The sequence below is a fragment of the Aurantiacibacter zhengii genome (genome assembly GCF_003584125.1).
GTDB classification, from domain to species: domain Bacteria; phylum Pseudomonadota; class Alphaproteobacteria; order Sphingomonadales; family Sphingomonadaceae; genus Alteraurantiacibacter; species Alteraurantiacibacter zhengii.
The window spans coordinates 39,190-55,728 of the sequence record NZ_QXFL01000008.1 but is presented as its reverse complement, the minus strand read 5'-3'; the positions used below and the strand labels follow the sequence as shown (position 1 = coordinate 55,728).

Sequence of the window (16,539 nt, the reverse complement as noted above, 5' to 3'; positions counted from 1 at the left end):
CCGAATCGCTTGCCATCCCTACCCTTGCCGGCGTGAAAGCGGACATCGAAATCGGAACGGACGCCCACGGCACGCCGGTGCTGGTGGATGTGGAGGAACTGCTCGCCACGCGCCTGCTGGTGCAGGGCAACTCGGGCAGCGGCAAGTCGCACCTGCTGCGCCGCCTGCTGGAACAAAGCGCCGGCTTGGTGCAGCAGGTCATCATCGACCCCGAGGGCGATTTCGTCAGCCTTGCCGACCATTTCGATCACGTTGTGGTGGAAGGCGCGAGCTATTCCCCGCGCGAGATAGAGGCCCTGGCTGGTCGCATCCGGCAACACCGCGCATCGGTCGTCCTGGCGCTGGAAGACCTCGAAGTGGAACAGCAGATCCGCTGCGCCGCGCAGTTCCTGACCGCGCTGTTCGATGCCCCGCGAGAGCACTGGTATCCTGCGCTGGTAGTGGTGGACGAGGCGCAGATGTTCGCGCCGTCTGCCGCCGGGGAAATGGCCGAGGATACCCGCCGCATGACGCTGTCTGCCATGACCAACCTGATGTGCCGGGGCCGCAAGCGTGGCCTTGCGGGCATCGTGGCGACCCAGCGCCTGGCGAAACTTGCAAAGAATGTGGCAGCGGAAGCCAGCAACTTCCTGATGGGCCGCACCTTCCTCGATATCGACATGCAGCGCGCGGCGGACCTTCTGGGCATGGACCGCAAGCAGGCGGAGCGTATCCGCGACCTGCAGCGCGGGCATTTCCTTGGCCTTGGCCCGGCGGTGAGCCGCCGCCCGGTGGCGGTCCACATCGGGGAGGTGAAGACCGGCGGCAAGAACGCCGCCGCCGCGCTCACCCCGCTGCCGCAGGCCGACGCTGCCGCGATGGGCGAACTGCTCCATGCAGACCTCGCGGAGGAAGCCGCGGAGAAAGTTCACCAGCCGCCCCCTCCCCCGCCGCCCGCTCCCCCACCAGTGGAAGCTCTGGCCGAAAGCATGGCTGCTCGCGCAGAGCCACAGGAAAGCCTGTCCCGCGAAGTGGCGACCGGTGATGTCGATTCCGTTCTGGCCGAAATGGCGGCAGAGGACGGCTCGACCTTCCGCCCGGCCAGCACGCTGTTTCGCGACTTTGCAACCCGCTGCCGCCAGCAGGGCGTGGCCAGCGCGCATATCGACATGCCCACCTTCCGCCGCCTGTTCGCCTTTGCCAGCGCCGGGGTCGGCCTGCTGGAAGGAAGCCAGCGCGAACGGGTTGAGGAGATGGCGCAAGGCGTCGCGGACGACGTGCTTGCGCCTTATCTCGCCATCGTGGTTTCCGCCGCGCGCGGCAGTGGCACCCCGGACGAGGATCACCTAGCGCGTGTCTACGGTACCGCATCCCCCGGGCGCATCCGCCGCCTGCTAGAGCACCTGGAGAAGACGGGCCTGATCTCGGTCCACGAGGATTTCGGCGGCGATCGCACGATCACCGTGCCGGGTATCGAGGATGTGCTGGCCTGAAGGGCGCACCCGCGCCGGTCGTGTTTTGAATTGCAGCAAAGCGGTTACATCTGTAACGGCCTTCGGAACAATCGGGCACCAGCCCGACTTATCCCGAAATTGACTGGAGTCCATTCCCATGCGCATCGGCTGCCCCCGCGAGATCAAGAACCGCGAATACCGCGTCGGCCTGACGCCGGAAAGCGCCAAGGAACTGATCGCCAACGGTCACGAGGTGTGGGTGGAAACCGGCGCTGGCGCAGGCATCGGCGCCTACGACGCACAGTATGTCGCCAGCGGCGCGAAGGTGATCGACAAGGTCGAGGACATTTTCGCCGAGTGCGAGATGATCGTGAAGGTAAAGGAACCCCAGCCCGAGGAAATTGCGCGGCTGCGCGAGGGCCAGATTCTCTACACCTATCTCCACCTCGCCCCCGATGCCGCGCAGACCGAGGGGCTGGTGAAGTCCGGCTGCACCGCGATCGCCTACGAAACCGTTACCGGACCGCGCGGCGGCCTGCCGCTCCTGAAGCCGATGAGCCAGGTGGCCGGGCGCATGAGCATCCAGGCGGGTGCCAATGCGCTGGAGAAGGTTCACGGCGGACGCGGCGTACTGCTGGGCGGCGTTCCCGGCGTACTGCCGGGCAAGGTGGTTATCATCGGCGGCGGCGTGGTAGGCTTCAACGCCGCGCAGATGTCTGCCGGGCTGGGTGCAAGCACGATGATCATGGATCTGGACCCGGAAGTGCTGGAAAAGGTCGGCACGCATTTCGAATCGCGCGCCAGCACCCGCTTTGCCAGCAAGGCCAATCTCGAACAGGCCGTGGCGCAGGCAGACATGGTGGTGGGCGCCGTGCTGGTACCCGGTGCCGCAGCACCCAAGCTGGTCAGCCGCGCAATGCTGAAGACCATGAAGCCGGGCGCCGTGCTGGTCGATGTCGCCATCGACCAGGGTGGTTGTTTCGAAACGAGCAAGCCCACGACTCACGACAATCCCACCTACGTGGTGGACGACATCGTGCACTATTGCGTCGCCAACATGCCCGGTGCGGTCAGCCGCACCAGCACCTATGCGCTGAACAACGTCACCCTGCCGCATGCCATCCGCATCGCCAACCTGGGCTGGAAAGAGGCCATGCGCCGCGATCGGCACCTGGCGCAGGGGCTGAACGTGCACGCAGGCCGCGTCACATATCCTGCCGTCGCCAGCGAACTGGGTTACGACCTTTTGCCTATCGAAGAGGCGATAGCCTGAATGCCGCAGCCCTGTTGCTGACAGGCAAAATTCGGAAGTAATGTTGCTCCGTCATTTACCCTATCTACAGGCGCTGGCCTTAAACGGGGTGCATGACGCGCGCCGCCACCACTATGCTGCTTGCCCTGCTGGCGTGCCTTGGCATCGTGCTGGCATCCGAAAGGGCGGAGGCGCAAACCACGTCGGTCGCGCCCTGTCGCGCCTACAGCGACGAGAGGCTCCCCCTTTCCGCGGCTATCGGGCAGCTTGAGTGGACCTGCGGCAAGAGCGGCTTGCAGGACGGGCGCAAGGTAACGTGGCTGCGGTTCGACACCTGGGACCGGAACGATCCGCCCAAAGAGTTTTCCAGCCGGATCACGGTTTTTGACAGCATCGCCATCGCCGCGCTGGCGGCGGACGGCAGCATGCAGGTGGAAAGATATTCCGCCGGGCAGGCAACACCCGTGGCGGCGGGGCCGACCTTTACCGTGGACCTGCCGGAGATAGAGGACGATACGCGGGCCATCCTGGTCCGCATAGTCGCGCCGCACAGCGTCACGATCGGCTCCGAAGCGCGGCTCGTCACCCGGCCACAGAACCAGACCGGCGCCCTGTTCGCGACGATGTTCCTCGCCATGCTCACCGGCATGCTGGTAATGCCCCTGCTGTTCGATGGAATGTTCTTCGTGGTGTTGCGCGAACGGTTCGTGCTGTTTCACGCCTGCATGACCATCTCGATGATCGTCTATATCGGTACCGCGGGCGGAGTGGTCTCGTCTTTCTTCACCCTGCCCATCAGCTTGCTGGCCATTGCCGCGCCGCTGGTGTGGGCGGTTGGCGTGGGTTTTGGCGGTCTGTTCATCGCCAGCTTCGTGGAACGCGACATGCTGCGCCAGTGGGAACGCCGCGCGCTTACGGCGCTGTCGTTCTGGTCGATGCTGGTGCCCGGCTTTGCCGCCCTGCAGCTGCCGTGGACGCAGAGCTTCGACAACCAGCTGTACTTCTATGCCTTCCTGCCCGTGATCCCCGGGCTGATCTGCGCCATCGTCACCGCACTGATGCGCGGCAGCCGCGCCGCGCGCTTCCTGGCCGCCGCATGGCTGCTGGTGATGGCCACCGCCGTCGACCGCCTGCTCAAGGGGCTGGGCGTCTACGTCGGTAGCGATTCGATAGACCTCTCGATGTTCTTCGCGCTGGCGCTGGAAGTGGTGATCGTCGGCCTTGGCGTGGCCGACCGTTTCCTCGCCGTGCGCCGCGAACGCGACCGCGCGCTGACCGAGGCGCGCACACTTGAGGAATTGAGCGAGCGCGACGCCCTTACCGGCCTGCTCAACCGCCGGGCGCTGGAAGCCCGGTTCCCCGTCCTGCGCGCCGAGGGATTCACGGCCATGGCCGTGATCGACGTCGACAAGTTCAAGAGCGTGAACGACCTGCACGGCCATGCGACCGGAGACGCGGTGCTGAAAAGCGTGGCCAATGCCCTGCGCCGCGACGATATCAACTCGTTGGCGTTCCGCATGGGCGGTGAGGAATTCGTGCTGCTGCTGCGCGGCATGGGCGCGATCGAACGGGCGGAGGAACGCCGCCTCGCCATTACCGAGGAAGTGGCCCGGTCAGGTTTGGTGCCCGAAGTCGTGACCGCCAGCATGGGCGTAGTGGAGGTGCCGCACGATGCCCTGGCCGATAGCAGCTTCGATGCGCTTTACCTGCGCGCCGACCGGCTGCTGTACGAGGCAAAGGCCTGCGGACGCGACCGGACGATGTCGGAAAGGCTGAAGGTCTTCCGTCCGCGCCGAACGGTAGAGCGCCGCGTCGCGGCTTAGTCTGTCCGATCGGAACGCGGCAGGAAAGGCGCGGCAACCTCGGCAGGCACGCGCAGCAAGCGGCCGCTGGCCTTGTCCACCATGGCCCAGGTCGATTTAGCGCGCACCAGCGCCTTGCCCTGCGCATCGCGAAACTCGTAATGCCGGTCGAACCGCGCGCCGCGCGGGCCATCCTTGATGATGGTCTCGCCGGTCACCTCGGCGCCCTCGGTCACGTTGCCGCGATAGTCGATCTCGTGCCGGGTCACCACCCAGACGTAGGCCTCCCGGTGTTCGGGCGCGGCGTGGGCATCCCAGTGGGCCACGGCCAGCTCTTCCATCCAGCGCACCCAGACGGTGTTGTTGACGTGGCCGTTGGCATCGATGTGCTCCGGCCGCGCGGTGAAGGTGAGGGAGAAACGGTCGCTCATTTCGCAACGCCGAGCTGCCACAGGATGAAGGCCACCTCCTCCGCCGTTTCGCGCAGGCCTTCCCAGCGACCCGACTTGCCGCCGTGGCCAGCGCCCATGTTGGTCTTGAGCAGCAGGATATTGTCGTCGGTCTTGTACTCGCGCAGCTTGGCCACCCACTTGGCGGGCTCCCAGTAGGTGACGCGCGGATCGTTCAGGCCTGCGGTCACCAGCATCGGCGGATAGGCCTGCCGCACAACCTGGTCGTAGGGAGAATAGCTCAGGATATTGGTGAAGGCGGCCTCGCTTTCGATGGGGTTGCCCCATTCCGGCCATTCGCCCGGCGTCAGCGGCAAGGTGTCGTCGAGCATGGTGTTGAGCACGTCCACGAAGGGAACGTGCGCCACCACCGCGCCGAACAGTTCGGGCGCCTGGTTCACCACCGCACCCATCAGTTCGCCTCCGGCAGACCCGCCGCTCGCCGAGATGCGGCCTTCGGCGGTGTAGCCCATGTCCACCAGCCCGCGCGCCACGTCCACGAAATCGTTGAAGCTGTTGGTGCGCGCTTCCATCTTGCCCTGCAAGTACCAGTTGCGCCCCAGATCGTCCCCGCCGCGGATGTGGGCGATGGCATAGGCCATGCCCCTGTCCACCATGCTGAACCGCGAGGTGGAGAAGCCCGGCGGCACGGCAAACCCATAGGCGCCGTAGGCATAGAGGTGCAGCGGCCCACCAGCCCCGCCGTTCATCGCGTCGCGATCCTTGCGATAGACGATGGAGACCGGCACCATCGCCCCGTCACGGGCGCGCACCTCCACCCGGTCGACTGCATAGAGCGAGGGGTCGAAACCGCTGGGAATTTCCTGGACCTTCAGCACCTCGAGTTCACCCGAGGCGACGTGATAGTCGTAGACGGTGTCGGGCGTGATCGGGCTCTGGTACGACAGGCGGATGCGGTCCTGGTCCCATTCCGGATTGTTGCCAGTACCGGCGTCGTAAGCGGCTTCGGGGAAATCGATGGACTGCACCCGCGCAGGGTCGTCGTAGTAACGGATCTGCACCTGATCGAGGCCGTTCAGACGCCCCTCGGTCACGTAGAAATCCTTGAACAGGTCGAAGCCTGTCAGGTAGAATTCGTCCGAACCCTCGATCAGCGTCGTCCACTCTCCGGGCGCGCTTACCGGCGCGGTGGCGAGGCGGAAGTTCACATGCTCGTCGTTCGCCCAGATGTAGATCGTATCGTCACGGAAGTCGGCGGCGTATTCAACGCCGACCTGGCGCGGCCTGATGATGGTCAGTTTCCCGGTGGGATCGTCGATAGAGGTGAACATCACCTCGCTCGTCTCGTTGTCGCCTGTGGCAATCACCAGCCATTGACGGTTGGCGCTGACAGATGGCGACGCGGTGTAGCCCAGCGTCGCCTCGTGGAATATCTCCACGTCGCTGACGGCGGGCTGGCCGATGGTGTGGGCAAGCACACGGTCCACGCGCCAGTTCTCGTTCGCCCGGCCATAGACCAGCACGGTATCGTTCGCTGCCCAGATCAGGCCGGAGTTCACGTTCTCGATGCGGTCTTCCAGCACGTCGCCGGTGTGCAGGTTCTTGATGAACCCGGTGTAGAATTCGCCGCCGCTGGTGTCGGTAGAATAGGCGAGATAGCGCCCGTCCTCGCTTACCGAAAACGCGCCGAGGCTGAAGTATTCGTGGCTCTCGGCCAAGGCCGGCACGTCCAGGATGAGCTGGGTCGCGCCGCCCGCCACGGGACGGCGGTAGTACTTGCGATACTGCGCGCCTTCCTCGAACTCCGACCAATACTCGTAATCGCCATCGCGCTGCGGAACGCTGGAATCGGCTTCCTTGATGCGGGCGCGCATCTCGGTGAACAATTCCTCCACCAGCCCGCGATTGCCCGCCATCTGCGCCTCGAAATAGGCGTTCTCGGCACGGACGTATTCCAGCACGTCCTCGTCATCGATGGTGGGATAGCTCTGGTCGCGCAGCCACGCCCATGGGTCGGACACGGTGGTACCGTGACGGGTGTAACTGTGTTCGCGCTGCTCGGCACGGGGCGGCTGGATGCTGGTGTCGTAGTTCAATTCATTGTCCCGAGATCAGGTTGGGGCGATTGCAGCTGTGGCCGTAGCAAGGGCTGCGAATGCGGCAAGGGCCATGTTGCGGATCGACAGCCGCGGGCGAGGGCCTCCGCAAGACTGGAACCATGCTGCGGGTGGAAACACGCCGGGCAAAGGCCTATGTCGGATGCATAACGCGAACATGTTTCCTCTGAAACCGGAAGACGACCCAATGCTGATGCAAACCCACGAAGCCCGCCTTGATGCCCTGCGCAAGGAACTGGACCGCCGCGACCTTGATGGCTTCGTGGTGCCGATCAGTGACGAGCATTTGAGCGAATACGTGGGTGCCTATGCCCAGCGCCTCGCCTGGCTGACGGGTTTTGGTGGTTCTGCCGGCAGCGCCGCGATCCTGAAGAACAAAGCCGCGATGTTCGTCGATGGGCGCTACACCCTGCAGGTGCGCCAGCAGGTGAGCGGGCAGCTTTACGAATACAAGTCCGTGCCGGACGATTCGATGGCCGACTGGCTGGCCGAAAATGCCAGTGAAGGCACGCGCATCGCCTACGACCCTTGGCTGCACACGCGCGGATGGGCGCAGGCGGTGGAGAAAAAGCTGGCAGCCGTGGGTGCCGAGCTGGTGCCCGTCGACTCCAATCCGCTGGATGCCGTCTGGGACGACCAGCCCGAACCCTCCCCCGCGCCTGCCTACGTGCAGGACGACAAGCTGGCGGGCCGTTCCAGCGCTGAAAAGCGCGGCGAAATTGCCGAGTGGCTGAAGACAGAAAAGCTCGACGCGGTGGTCATCAGTGCGCTCGATTCGGTCGCCTGGACGCTGAACATTCGCGGTGCCGACGTCGATCACACGCCCGTTGCGCTCTCTTATCTCTTCGTGCAGGCGGACGGGACCGCAGACTGGTTCATCGCGCCCGACAAGGTGCCTGCGGATGTGGCGAAGGCGCTGGGCAATGCCGTGCGTATCCGTCCGCGCGACGAGTTCTCCGACGCCTTTGCCGAAATGGCAGGTAAGCGCGTCGCCGCCGATCCGCAGCGTTCGGTCGCGGCGATTTTCCAGCGGCTGGACGATGTCGGTGCCGAGATCGTCAGCGAAGACGATCCCACCGTGCTGCCCAAGGCGATCAAAACGCCTGCCGAGCAACAGGGCCACCGCGATGCACAGGCGCGCGATGGCGTGGCCATTTCGCAGTTCCTTCACTGGTTGAGCGTCGAAGCGCCGCAGGGCAAGGTTGATGAACTTTCCGCCGCCGCCAAGCTGCACGATCTGCGCAAGATGAACAGCGACCTGCTGCGCGACCTGTCGTTCGACACGATCAGCGGTGCGGGGCCGAACGGAGCCAGTCCGCATTACCGCGTGGATGAAGAGAGCAACATCAAGCTGGAGCCGAACAGCGTCTATCTGGTCGATTCCGGCGGCCAGTATCCCGACGGCACTACCGATATCACGCGCACCATCTGGGTTGGCCCGGATGCTCCGCCCGCCGAAGTGTGCGACCGTTTTACGCGCGTGCTGAAGGGCCACATCGCGCTCGATACGCAGACCTTCCCCCCCGGCACGCCCGGCTCCGCGCTGGACACCCTGGCGCGGCAATTCCTGTGGCGAGCGGGCCTCGACTATGCCCACGGCACCGGCCACGGCGTGGGCGCGTTTCTGGGCGTGCACGAGGGTCCGCAACGCATCGCCAAGGGGCGCGGCGCGCAGGCGGGCACGGACCAGCCGCTGATGGCAGGCATGATCCTCTCGAACGAGCCGGGCTATTACAAGGCGAACGAATACGGCATCCGCATCGAGAACCTGGTGTTGGTGGAAGAGCGCGAGATCCCCGGCGGCGAAGGCGCCTGGCTCGGCTTCGAGACACTCACCTTTGCCCCCATCGACCGCACGCTGGTGGATCGCAGCCTGCTCAGCCCGGCCGAGGTGAACTGGTGGAACACCTATCACGCCAAGGTGCGCGATGTGCTGGCCCCGCAGATGGAAGGCGAGGAACTGGCATGGCTGGAGGAGGCGTGCAAACCGCTCTGACGCGGTCGCTTGACCCACTTTCGCCAGCCAGGGCGCAGATAACGGCGCGATGAACGGCCAGGCGATTGTGCGACAAATTGCGACAATTCTCTCCCGAACCGGCAAAATCGTGCGACACCTGTTGCCTATAACCGGTATCACAGAGCAGCGGGTTGCCTGACCTCTTCCCTCCCCCCTCAGGCTGGCGGCCCGTTGCTCTACCGAAACGAACTGGAGAGTGACATGAACGAGACCCTGATATTTGTCGCCACAGTCGCTGCGTCCAGCGCGACCTTGGCCCTGAGCGGCGCCTCCATGGCGCAGGACCTTCCACAACGCGGAGCCGAAATGACCCGCGCCGATGCCGAGGCCCGCGCCGCTGCGCATTTCGCTCGCATGGATGCCAACGACGACGGCGTGCTGGACGAAGCCGATCGTGAGGCGCGCGCACGCGCCCGCTTCGACCGGATGGACACCGACAACGACGGCATGCTCAGCTTTGCCGAAACCCAGGCCGCGCGCGATACCATGCAGGAACGGCGTGCCGAGCGCCGGGCCCAGGCTGGCGAGCGCGACGGCCATCGCGGCCAGCGCATGGCTCGCCGGGGCGGCGGGATGCGGGGCATGATGATGAACCGCGCCGACACCGACAATGACGGCACGATCACCGAAGCCGAATTCACCAGCGCCGCTCTTGACCGTTTCGAACGTGCCGATGCCAACAACGACGGCACCGTCACGTCCGAGGAACGCCGCCAGCAGATGCGCGAACGCCGCGCCGAACGCCGCCAGAACCGCGGATGAGCGAAAGCCCGGTAAGGCTGCTGCTGGTCGATGACGAAGCCAGCCTGCGCGAACCCCTGGCCGACTATTTGTCGCGCCAGGGGTTTGTCGTGCAGCAGGCAGCCGATGCGGCCAAGGCACGCTCAGCGCTGCTCGAGGACATGCCCGATCTCGTCCTGCTCGACATCATGATGCCGGGGGAGGACGGGATCTCCCTTTGCCGCCACCTTGTCGAAAGCCGCAACCTGCCGGTGATTTTCCTCACCGCAAAGGGCGAATCGACGGACCGGATCGTGGGTCTGGAAATCGGTGCCGACGACTACGTGGTTAAGCCCTTCGAGCCGCGCGAACTCGTCGCCCGCATCCGTTCCGTCCTGCGCCGCACCGCAAAGGGTGCCGTGGCCGGCCCTGCCGCCGCTTCGGAGGCGCATTATGAATTCGATGGCTGGCAGCTCGATCCGCTGAAGCGCCGCCTCGTCGATCCGGAAGGCACCGTGGTTCCGATCTCATCTGCCGAATTCCGCCTGCTCGTCGCCCTTCTCGACCATCCGCAGCAGGTGATGGACCGCGACCGGCTGCTCGACATGGTGCAGGGGCGCGAGGCGCACCTGTTCGACCGGGCGGTGGACAACCAGGTCAGCCGTCTGCGCCGCAAGATCGAGGTCGACAGCCGCGATCCCAAGCTGATCCAGACGGTGTGGGGCGGCGGTTACATCCTGGCAGCGGAAGTGAAACGCTTTACGCCCGAAGTGAACTGACAGGCGTCAGAGGGTAATCGTGAACCGTCGCTTCCTTCCCAAGAGCATGCACGGGCAGATGCTGCTCTCCGTGGCGCTGGCGCTGCTGGCGGCGCAGCTGCTTTCCGGCATCCTGCTCTACCGCGCCGAACAGCGCCGGATCGAGAGCACCCTCATCAGCCAGCTGGCGTTCCAGCTGGTCCGCGATCCGCAGATCGACCTGCGCGGCGAAAATCCCCGCTCCGGTCGCCGGGCGGAGCGGCGGCGCCTGCGTCTCGAACGCGTGCTGGAATCGCCGCAACTGCGCGGAGACATGCGCGATCCGGAGCGCGAGGCCGCGCTGCGCGAAGTTTTGCAGGAGCAGGGCGTGGAAGTGGCGCAGCTCGTGGTGCTCTCCCGGCCGTTCTCGCGCGACAGGTACCTGATGCGGCGGATGCGCGAGGCGCCCGATCTCTATCGCGAAACGTTCGACAGCGACGGAATGGTTGTGCTGGCCGGATTGAAACGCGCCAATGCCGACCGCTGGATGGTTGCCCGCGCACCGCTGCGATCCCGCAGCGTCAGGGCCTTTCGCGGCGTGATTTTCCAGACCCTGATCCTCTACGCCGTGCTGGTGGGCGGCCTCGCGCTGCTGTTGCGCCGTATCTCGCGCCCGCTGGCCGCGCTCACCGCCCGGGTGGAAAGGTTCGGCGGCATCGCCGACACGGGCGAACCGATGAAACTTTCCGGCCCGGAAGACACCCGCCGCCTGATCGCCGCACACAACGCGATGGAGGCACGCATCGCGAATCTGCTGGACGAGAAAAACGTGATGCTGGGAGCAATCGGCCATGACCTCAAGACCCCGCTTGCCGCGCTGCGCGTGCGGATCGAGAGCGTCGAGGACGACACCGAGCGCGCCAAGATGGCCCGCACCATCGAGGACATTACCGATACGCTGGACGATATCCTTTCGCTCGCCCGGGTCGGGCGCTCCAGCGACCCCTTGGAGCGGACCGACATTTCCGCCCTCGTCGCCTCTGTGGTGGAGGAGTACGAGGACATGGGAGAGGACGTTGCCCTGGGCGAAACGGTGCGCGTGGCCCTGCCGGTTCGCGCCACGTGGCTGCGCCGGGCAATCCGCAACCTTATCGGCAATGCGCTGCGGTATGGCAGCCAGGCCCGCATCGGGCTGAGAAGGGACGAGACCCACGCCATCATCCGCATCGCCGATACCGGGCCGGGCATTCCCGAAGGGGAGATCGCTGCCATGCTGGAGCCGTTCACGCGCGGCGAAAGCTCGCGCAACCGCGAGACCGGCGGCGCGGGCCTGGGCCTGACGCTGGCGCGCGCCATCGCCGAACAGCACGGCGGATCGCTGGCACTTGCCAACCGCATCGGCGCGGATGGCAGTATCGCCGGACTGGTCGCCGAGATACGGCTCCCGCTCTAGCGCATCAGTCCGCCAAGGATGTTGCGTACGAAGGCGTTCAGGCCGGTGCGCACCGGGTCCGCGCTGGATTTCTTGCCAAGGGCAGTCGCCACGGCAATCGAGGCGAGCGATCCCGTCGCTGCCTTGACCGCGCTCTTGCCCGCCTTTTCCCACATGGAGGTGGACTTGCGCGGTTGCTTGCGCACCTCCTCCACGCCCTTCTCTTCCACTTCCTCTGCCGTTTTTGCGGCATCCAGCGTCTTCTGCGCCAGCACTTCCTCGGCGCTTTCGCGGTCGACGCGCTCATCGTACTTGCCATCGTGTGGGCTGACCGACTGGATGATCGCGCGTTCCTTTGCGTTCACCGGCCCCAGGCGGCTGCGCGGCGGCTTGATAAGGGTGCGCTGCACGATGGAGGGCGCGCCCTCCTCATCCAGCGTGGAGACCAGCGCCTCGCCAACGCGCAATTCGGTGATGGCTTCTGCCACATCCAAATCGGGGTTGATGCGGAACGTCTCGGCCGCCGCCTTGATGGCGCGCTGGTCCTTCGGCGTGAAGGCGCGCAGGGCATGCTGCACGCGGTTGCCCAGCTGGCCTGCTACTTCCTCGGGAATGTCGATGGGGTTCTGCGTCACGAAGTAGACGCCCACGCCCTTCGATCGGATCAGGCGGACGACCCGCTCGATGGTGTCCTGCAAGGCATCGGGCGCATCGTCGAACAGCAGGTGCGCCTCGTCGAAGAAGAACACCAGCTTGGGCTTCTCCGGGTCGCCCACTTCGGGAAGGCTCTCGAACAGTTCGGCCAGCAGCCACAGCAGGAATGTGGCGTAGAGCTTGGGGCTGCGCATCAGTTCTTCGGCGGCCAGCACGTTCACCACGCCGCGGCCCTGATCGTCCACGGTCAGGAAATCGTCGATCTCCAGCGCGGGCTCTCCGAAAAAGTGATCCGCCCCTTGCGATTCGAAGCTGAGCAACTGGCGCTGGATAGCCCCCACCGATTGCTTCGAGACATTGCCGTACTGGCCCGACAGTTCCTTGGAATTGTCGTAGGCCCAGGCGAGCATGGCGCGCAGGTCCTCGAAATCCAGCAGCAGCAGCTTGTTCTCGTCGGCGTAGCGGAAGACGATCTGCAGCACGCCTTCCTGCGTTTCGTTCAGGTCGAGCAGGCGGGCGAGCAGCAGCGGCCCCATTTCCGATACCGTGGTGCGGATCGGGTGCCCGTTCTTGCCGTAAAGGTCCCAGAACACCACCGGGTTATCGGAATAGGCATAGTCATCCATGCCCAGTTCCTTCGCCCGGCTTTCCAGCTTATCGGCATGCTTGAAGGTGGGCGATCCGGGCATGGCGATGCCCGACAGGTCGCCTTTCACGTCGGCCACGAACACCGGCACCCCCGCGGCGGAGAAGCTTTCCGCCATACCCTGCAGGGTCACCGTTTTGCCGGTGCCGGTCGCGCCCGCGATCAGGCCGTGGCGGTTCGCCCGCGACAGGTCCAGCGCCTGCCTGTTTCCATTCAGATCGTTACCGAGAAAGATGTCGGTGGTTTCTGCCACTTTGGCCTGCCCCCAATAGATTGTTGCCCGATTCCAGCCGGAACCCTAGAGCGGGGCTGATGGATGGCAAGTCCCCCTTTGTCCTGCTCGACGATGCCCGCGCGTCCGGTGCCAGCGATGCACATTGCTACACCGACCCTGCGCAGCTGTTCGTTGCCCGCAGGGCGCAGGATGTCGTGCGCGTGCTGGAAGAAGCGGACGCCGCCCGGCGGGAAACGGGCAAGCATCTTGCGGGCTATATCGCCTACGAAGCAGGGCTGGCGCTGGAGGAGCGGCTGGCACCGCTCGCCGGATCGCGTAGCGGCGCTGCCGGACCGCTGGTGTGGCTGGGCCTGTTCGACGATCCCGAAATCATCCCGGCAGCCGGGGTCGAGGGCTGGCTTGCGGCCCGGTGCCAGGGAGAGGCCAGCATCGGCCCGCTGGACCCGCAGGTATCCACCGGCGGCTATCTCGACGCCTTCGATGCCCTGCAGGAAGCGATCACGGCAGGCGACATCTACCAGGCCAATCTCACCTTCCCGCTGGCCGGCCCGGCCAAGGGCGACCCGCTGACGCTCTACGCGAAAATCCGCCCTGCCGCCGCGGCGGGCTATGGCGGGCTGATCTTCGACGGATCGGACTGGCTGCTCTCTTTCAGCCCCGAACTGTTCTTTGCCCTGCGCAATGGCCGCGCCAAGGTGAAGCCGATGAAAGGCACAAGGCCCCGTGCCGCCGATCCATCGGCGGACCGCGCGATGGCAGAAGAGTTGGCGGCATCGGCAAAGGACAAGGCCGAGAACCTGATGATCGTGGACCTGATGCGCAACGACCTGTCGCGCGTGGCGCAGGCGGGCAGCGTGCAGGTGGAGCATCCGTTCGCGGTCGAAACCTATCCCACCCTCCACACGATGACCACGACGGTGCTGGCCACCCTGCAGGAGGGAAGGAGCGCGGTGGACGTGCTGCACGCGATCTTTCCCTGCGGTTCCATCACCGGTGCCCCCAAGATCCGCGCAATGGAATTGATCGACGAGGTGGAGCGCGACGCGCGCGGCCCCTATTGCGGGGCCATCGGGCGGATCGACGCCAATGGCGATGCCGCTTTCAATGTCGCCATCCGCACCATCCGCCTGACACCGGGCGAGAACCAGCGGCACAAGGCCGTGCTGGGCGTTGGCGGCGCAATCGTCGCCGACAGCGATGGCATGGAGGAATGGCGCGAGTGCCTGGTGAAGGGTGCTTTCGCCCGCGGCGCGGCGGGCGGTCACGACCTGATCGAGACCATGCGGTTCGACCCCAGGGCAGGAACGCCGCTGCTCGAAATGCACCTGGAACGCATGAAGGCCAGCGCCGCAGAACTGGGCTTTGCCTTCGACCGGCACGAGACCCGCAATCGCATCCAGGCGCTGTGCTTCGAACTGGAAGAAGCGGCCACGCTGCGGCTCGTCCTCTCGCGCTCGGGCGCGGTCACGCTGGAAGCTCATCCCCTGCCCGGCGCATTGCCGGACCCTGTGCCCTGCATCGCCCTGCCCCATCCCACCGTGGCGCACGACTGGCGTCTTTCTCACAAGAGCACCGACCGCAGCTTCTACGAAGCCGCACGGGACACCGCGAGGAGCGTGAACGCTCTGGAAGCGATACTGGTGCGCGACGGCATGGTGACGGAGGGCAGCTGGACCAACGTGTTTGTCGAGCGCGACGGCACGCTCGTGACCCCGCCAGTGTCGGCGGGGCTGCTGCCGGGCGTGCTTCGCCGCTCGCTGATAGAGGACGGGAAGGCCCGCGAAGGGGCGCTTTCGCTAGAGGATCTGGAGAACGGCTTCTTCATCGGCAACGCCCTGCGTGGCCTGCTTCCTGCCACGCTGGATCTTGCGTGAGCACCGCCCATCTCAGCCAGGCGCTGCAACGCATAGAGGCATCGCCCACCACGGCGATGACCGACCGCGCCAGCCAGTTGCGCGCCGAAGGGCGTGACATCATTTCGCTCAGCGTGGGAGAGCCGGACTTCGACACCCCGCCGCACGTCATCGCCGCTGCCAAGGCCGCGCTGGATGCTGGCGACACGCGCTACACGCCCGTCACCGGCACCGCGCGCCTGAAAGAGGCTGCCGCGCTGCATTTCCGGCGCGATCTCGGCATCGAGGCCGATCCGGCCAGCGTGATCGTGACGGCAGGCGGCAAGCAGGCGATTTTCGAGGCGCTGGCCGCCACCGTCAGCGCCGGTGATGAGGTGATCGTGCCCAGCCCCTGGTGGGTCAGCTATCCGCAGATGGTGCGCTTTGCGGGCGGCACCGTGGTGCCCTTGCGCACCTCTGCCGCCAATGGCTTTCGTTTCCGCCCCAGCGAGCTGGAGGCCCTCATAACGCCGCGCACGAACTGGCTGCTATTGAACTCGCCCGGCAATCCGACTGGCGCGGTGTTTCCTGCAGACATGCTGCGCGGCATCGGCGACGTGCTGCGCCGCCACCCGCAGGTGCTGGTGCTGAGCGACGATATCTACGCGCCGCTGCGCTACTGCGAAGAACCGCACGCCACGCTAGCAGCGCTTTGCCCGGACCTCGCGGACCGCATCATCACCGTCTCCGGCGTGTCGAAAAGCCACGCGATGACGGGCTTTCGCATCGGCCTCGCCACCGGGCCGGACTGGCTGGTTTCCGCGATGGGCAAGCTGCAAAGCAATTCCAGCGGCAACCCCGCCAGCATCTCGCAGGCCGCCGCCGTGGCCGCGCTCGAAGGGCCGCAGGATTTCCTCGAGGAGTGGCGCAAGGCGTTCCGTCGCCGCCGGGACATGGTGGTGGCGCGGATCAATGCCATTTCCGGCCTCTCCACTCCCGTGCCCGATGGCGCGTTCTACTGCCTCGTCGATGCCGCCCCTCTCTTGGAGCGGTTCGGCGGAGACGACGGCAAGCTGGCGCTCCACCTGCTCGACCACGGCGTGGCGACGGTTGCTGCATCCGCGTTCGGCGGGCACGACGGCTTCCGCATCAGTTTTGCCGCAGACGAGACTGTGTTGGACGAAGCGCTCGACAGGATCGAAAAGGCCCTCGCTTGAAGTCCGAATGTCCTGAGCTTGTCGAAGGACTGCTT

Annotated in this window: 12 protein-coding genes; 9 read left to right on the top strand and 3 right to left on the bottom strand. The window is 65.7% G+C overall.

Translation table 11 applies throughout. From position 1 onward, the window contains the following. The first annotated feature begins 32 nt into the window (after positions 1–32). The 3 genes from D2V07_RS15390 to D2V07_RS15380 all read left to right on the top strand — a co-directional run bounded on the left by D2V07_RS15390 (position 33) and on the right by D2V07_RS15380 (position 4,508). Positions 33–1,472, top strand: a complete 1,440-nt coding sequence (locus tag D2V07_RS15390; RefSeq protein ID WP_119587810.1) for an ATP-binding protein — start codon at positions 33–35, stop codon at positions 1,470–1,472. Positions 1,473–1,590: 118 nt separating this feature from the next. After that, positions 1,591–2,706 carry an alanine dehydrogenase gene (ald, locus tag D2V07_RS15385; protein WP_119587809.1) on the top strand — a complete coding sequence of 372 codons (1,116 nt, stop codon included), beginning with the start codon at positions 1,591–1,593 and terminating at the stop codon, positions 2,704–2,706. 92 nt (positions 2,707–2,798) lie between these two features. Then, positions 2,799–4,508: a sensor domain-containing diguanylate cyclase gene (locus D2V07_RS15380; protein WP_119587808.1), complete on the top strand. Its 1,710-nt coding sequence runs from the start codon at positions 2,799–2,801 to the stop codon at positions 4,506–4,508. Here the strand turns inward: D2V07_RS15380 and D2V07_RS15375 are convergent. Then, complete coding sequence (locus tag D2V07_RS15375; protein ID WP_119587807.1) at positions 4,505–4,918, bottom strand: acyl-CoA thioesterase; 414 nt, start codon at positions 4,916–4,918, stop codon at positions 4,505–4,507. The genes D2V07_RS15380 and D2V07_RS15375 overlap by 4 nt on opposite strands. Next, the gene (locus tag D2V07_RS15370) at positions 4,915–6,993 is read right to left on the bottom strand and encodes a S9 family peptidase (protein WP_119587806.1); all 2,079 of its coding nucleotides are present in this window, start codon (positions 6,991–6,993) and stop codon (positions 4,915–4,917) included. The genes D2V07_RS15375 and D2V07_RS15370 overlap by 4 nt, the downstream gene beginning before the upstream one ends. 208 nt (positions 6,994–7,201) lie before the next feature. Between D2V07_RS15370 and D2V07_RS15365 the strand changes: the two genes are divergently transcribed. The 4 genes from D2V07_RS15365 to D2V07_RS15350 all read left to right on the top strand — a co-directional run bounded on the left by D2V07_RS15365 (position 7,202) and on the right by D2V07_RS15350 (position 11,941). Then, on the top strand, positions 7,202–9,010 hold the full coding sequence (locus tag D2V07_RS15365) for an aminopeptidase P family protein (RefSeq protein ID WP_119587805.1): 1,809 nt from the start codon (positions 7,202–7,204) through the stop codon (positions 9,008–9,010). 222 nt (positions 9,011–9,232) lie between these two features. Next, the gene (locus D2V07_RS15360; protein WP_119587804.1) at positions 9,233–9,793 is read left to right on the top strand and encodes an EF-hand domain-containing protein; all 561 of its coding nucleotides are present in this window, start codon (positions 9,233–9,235) and stop codon (positions 9,791–9,793) included. Next, positions 9,790–10,530: a response regulator gene (locus D2V07_RS15355; protein WP_119587803.1), complete on the top strand. Its 741-nt coding sequence runs from the start codon at positions 9,790–9,792 to the stop codon at positions 10,528–10,530. The genes D2V07_RS15360 and D2V07_RS15355 overlap by 4 nt, the downstream gene beginning before the upstream one ends. 19 nt (positions 10,531–10,549) lie before the next feature. Next, a complete protein-coding gene (locus D2V07_RS15350; RefSeq protein WP_233548457.1) occupies positions 10,550–11,941 on the top strand; it encodes a sensor histidine kinase in 1,392 nt (463 codons plus the stop codon). Here D2V07_RS15350 and D2V07_RS15345 read toward each other — a convergent pair. Next, positions 11,938–13,473 carry a helicase HerA-like domain-containing protein gene (locus tag D2V07_RS15345; protein WP_199698812.1) on the bottom strand — a complete coding sequence of 512 codons (1,536 nt, stop codon included), beginning with the start codon at positions 13,471–13,473 and terminating at the stop codon, positions 11,938–11,940. The two genes, D2V07_RS15350 and D2V07_RS15345, sit on opposite strands and share 4 nt — an antisense overlap. A 59-nt stretch (positions 13,474–13,532) precedes the next feature. Between D2V07_RS15345 and pabB the strand changes: the two genes are divergently transcribed. Both pabB and D2V07_RS15335 read left to right on the top strand, forming a co-directional pair. Then, positions 13,533–15,329 carry an aminodeoxychorismate synthase component I gene (gene pabB / locus D2V07_RS15340; protein WP_119587802.1) on the top strand — a complete coding sequence of 599 codons (1,797 nt, stop codon included), beginning with the start codon at positions 13,533–13,535 and terminating at the stop codon, positions 15,327–15,329. 56 nt (positions 15,330–15,385) lie between these two features. Continuing rightward, positions 15,386–16,504, top strand: coding sequence for a pyridoxal phosphate-dependent aminotransferase (locus D2V07_RS15335; RefSeq protein ID WP_119587897.1), 1,119 nt, complete (start codon positions 15,386–15,388; stop codon positions 16,502–16,504). The last annotated feature ends 35 nt before the right edge of the window (positions 16,505–16,539 follow it).

Excerpts from the sequence above, each read along its gene's own strand:
- ald (WP_119587809.1), top strand. The coding sequence starts at position 1,591 with ATGCGCATCGGCTGCCCCCGCGAGATCAAGAACCGCGAATACCGCGTC.
- D2V07_RS15380 (WP_119587808.1), top strand. The coding sequence starts at position 2,799 with ATGACGCGCGCCGCCACCACTATGCTGCTTGCCCTGCTGGCGTGCCTT.
- D2V07_RS15375 (WP_119587807.1), bottom strand. The coding sequence starts at position 4,918 with ATGAGCGACCGTTTCTCCCTCACCTTCACCGCGCGGCCGGAGCACATC.
- D2V07_RS15365 (WP_119587805.1), top strand. The coding sequence starts at position 7,202 with ATGCTGATGCAAACCCACGAAGCCCGCCTTGATGCCCTGCGCAAGGAA.
- D2V07_RS15360 (WP_119587804.1), top strand. The coding sequence starts at position 9,233 with ATGAACGAGACCCTGATATTTGTCGCCACAGTCGCTGCGTCCAGCGCG.
- D2V07_RS15355 (WP_119587803.1), top strand. The coding sequence starts at position 9,790 with ATGAGCGAAAGCCCGGTAAGGCTGCTGCTGGTCGATGACGAAGCCAGC.
- pabB (WP_119587802.1), top strand. The coding sequence starts at position 13,533 with ATGGATGGCAAGTCCCCCTTTGTCCTGCTCGACGATGCCCGCGCGTCC.
- D2V07_RS15335 (WP_119587897.1), top strand. The coding sequence starts at position 15,386 with ATGACCGACCGCGCCAGCCAGTTGCGCGCCGAAGGGCGTGACATCATT.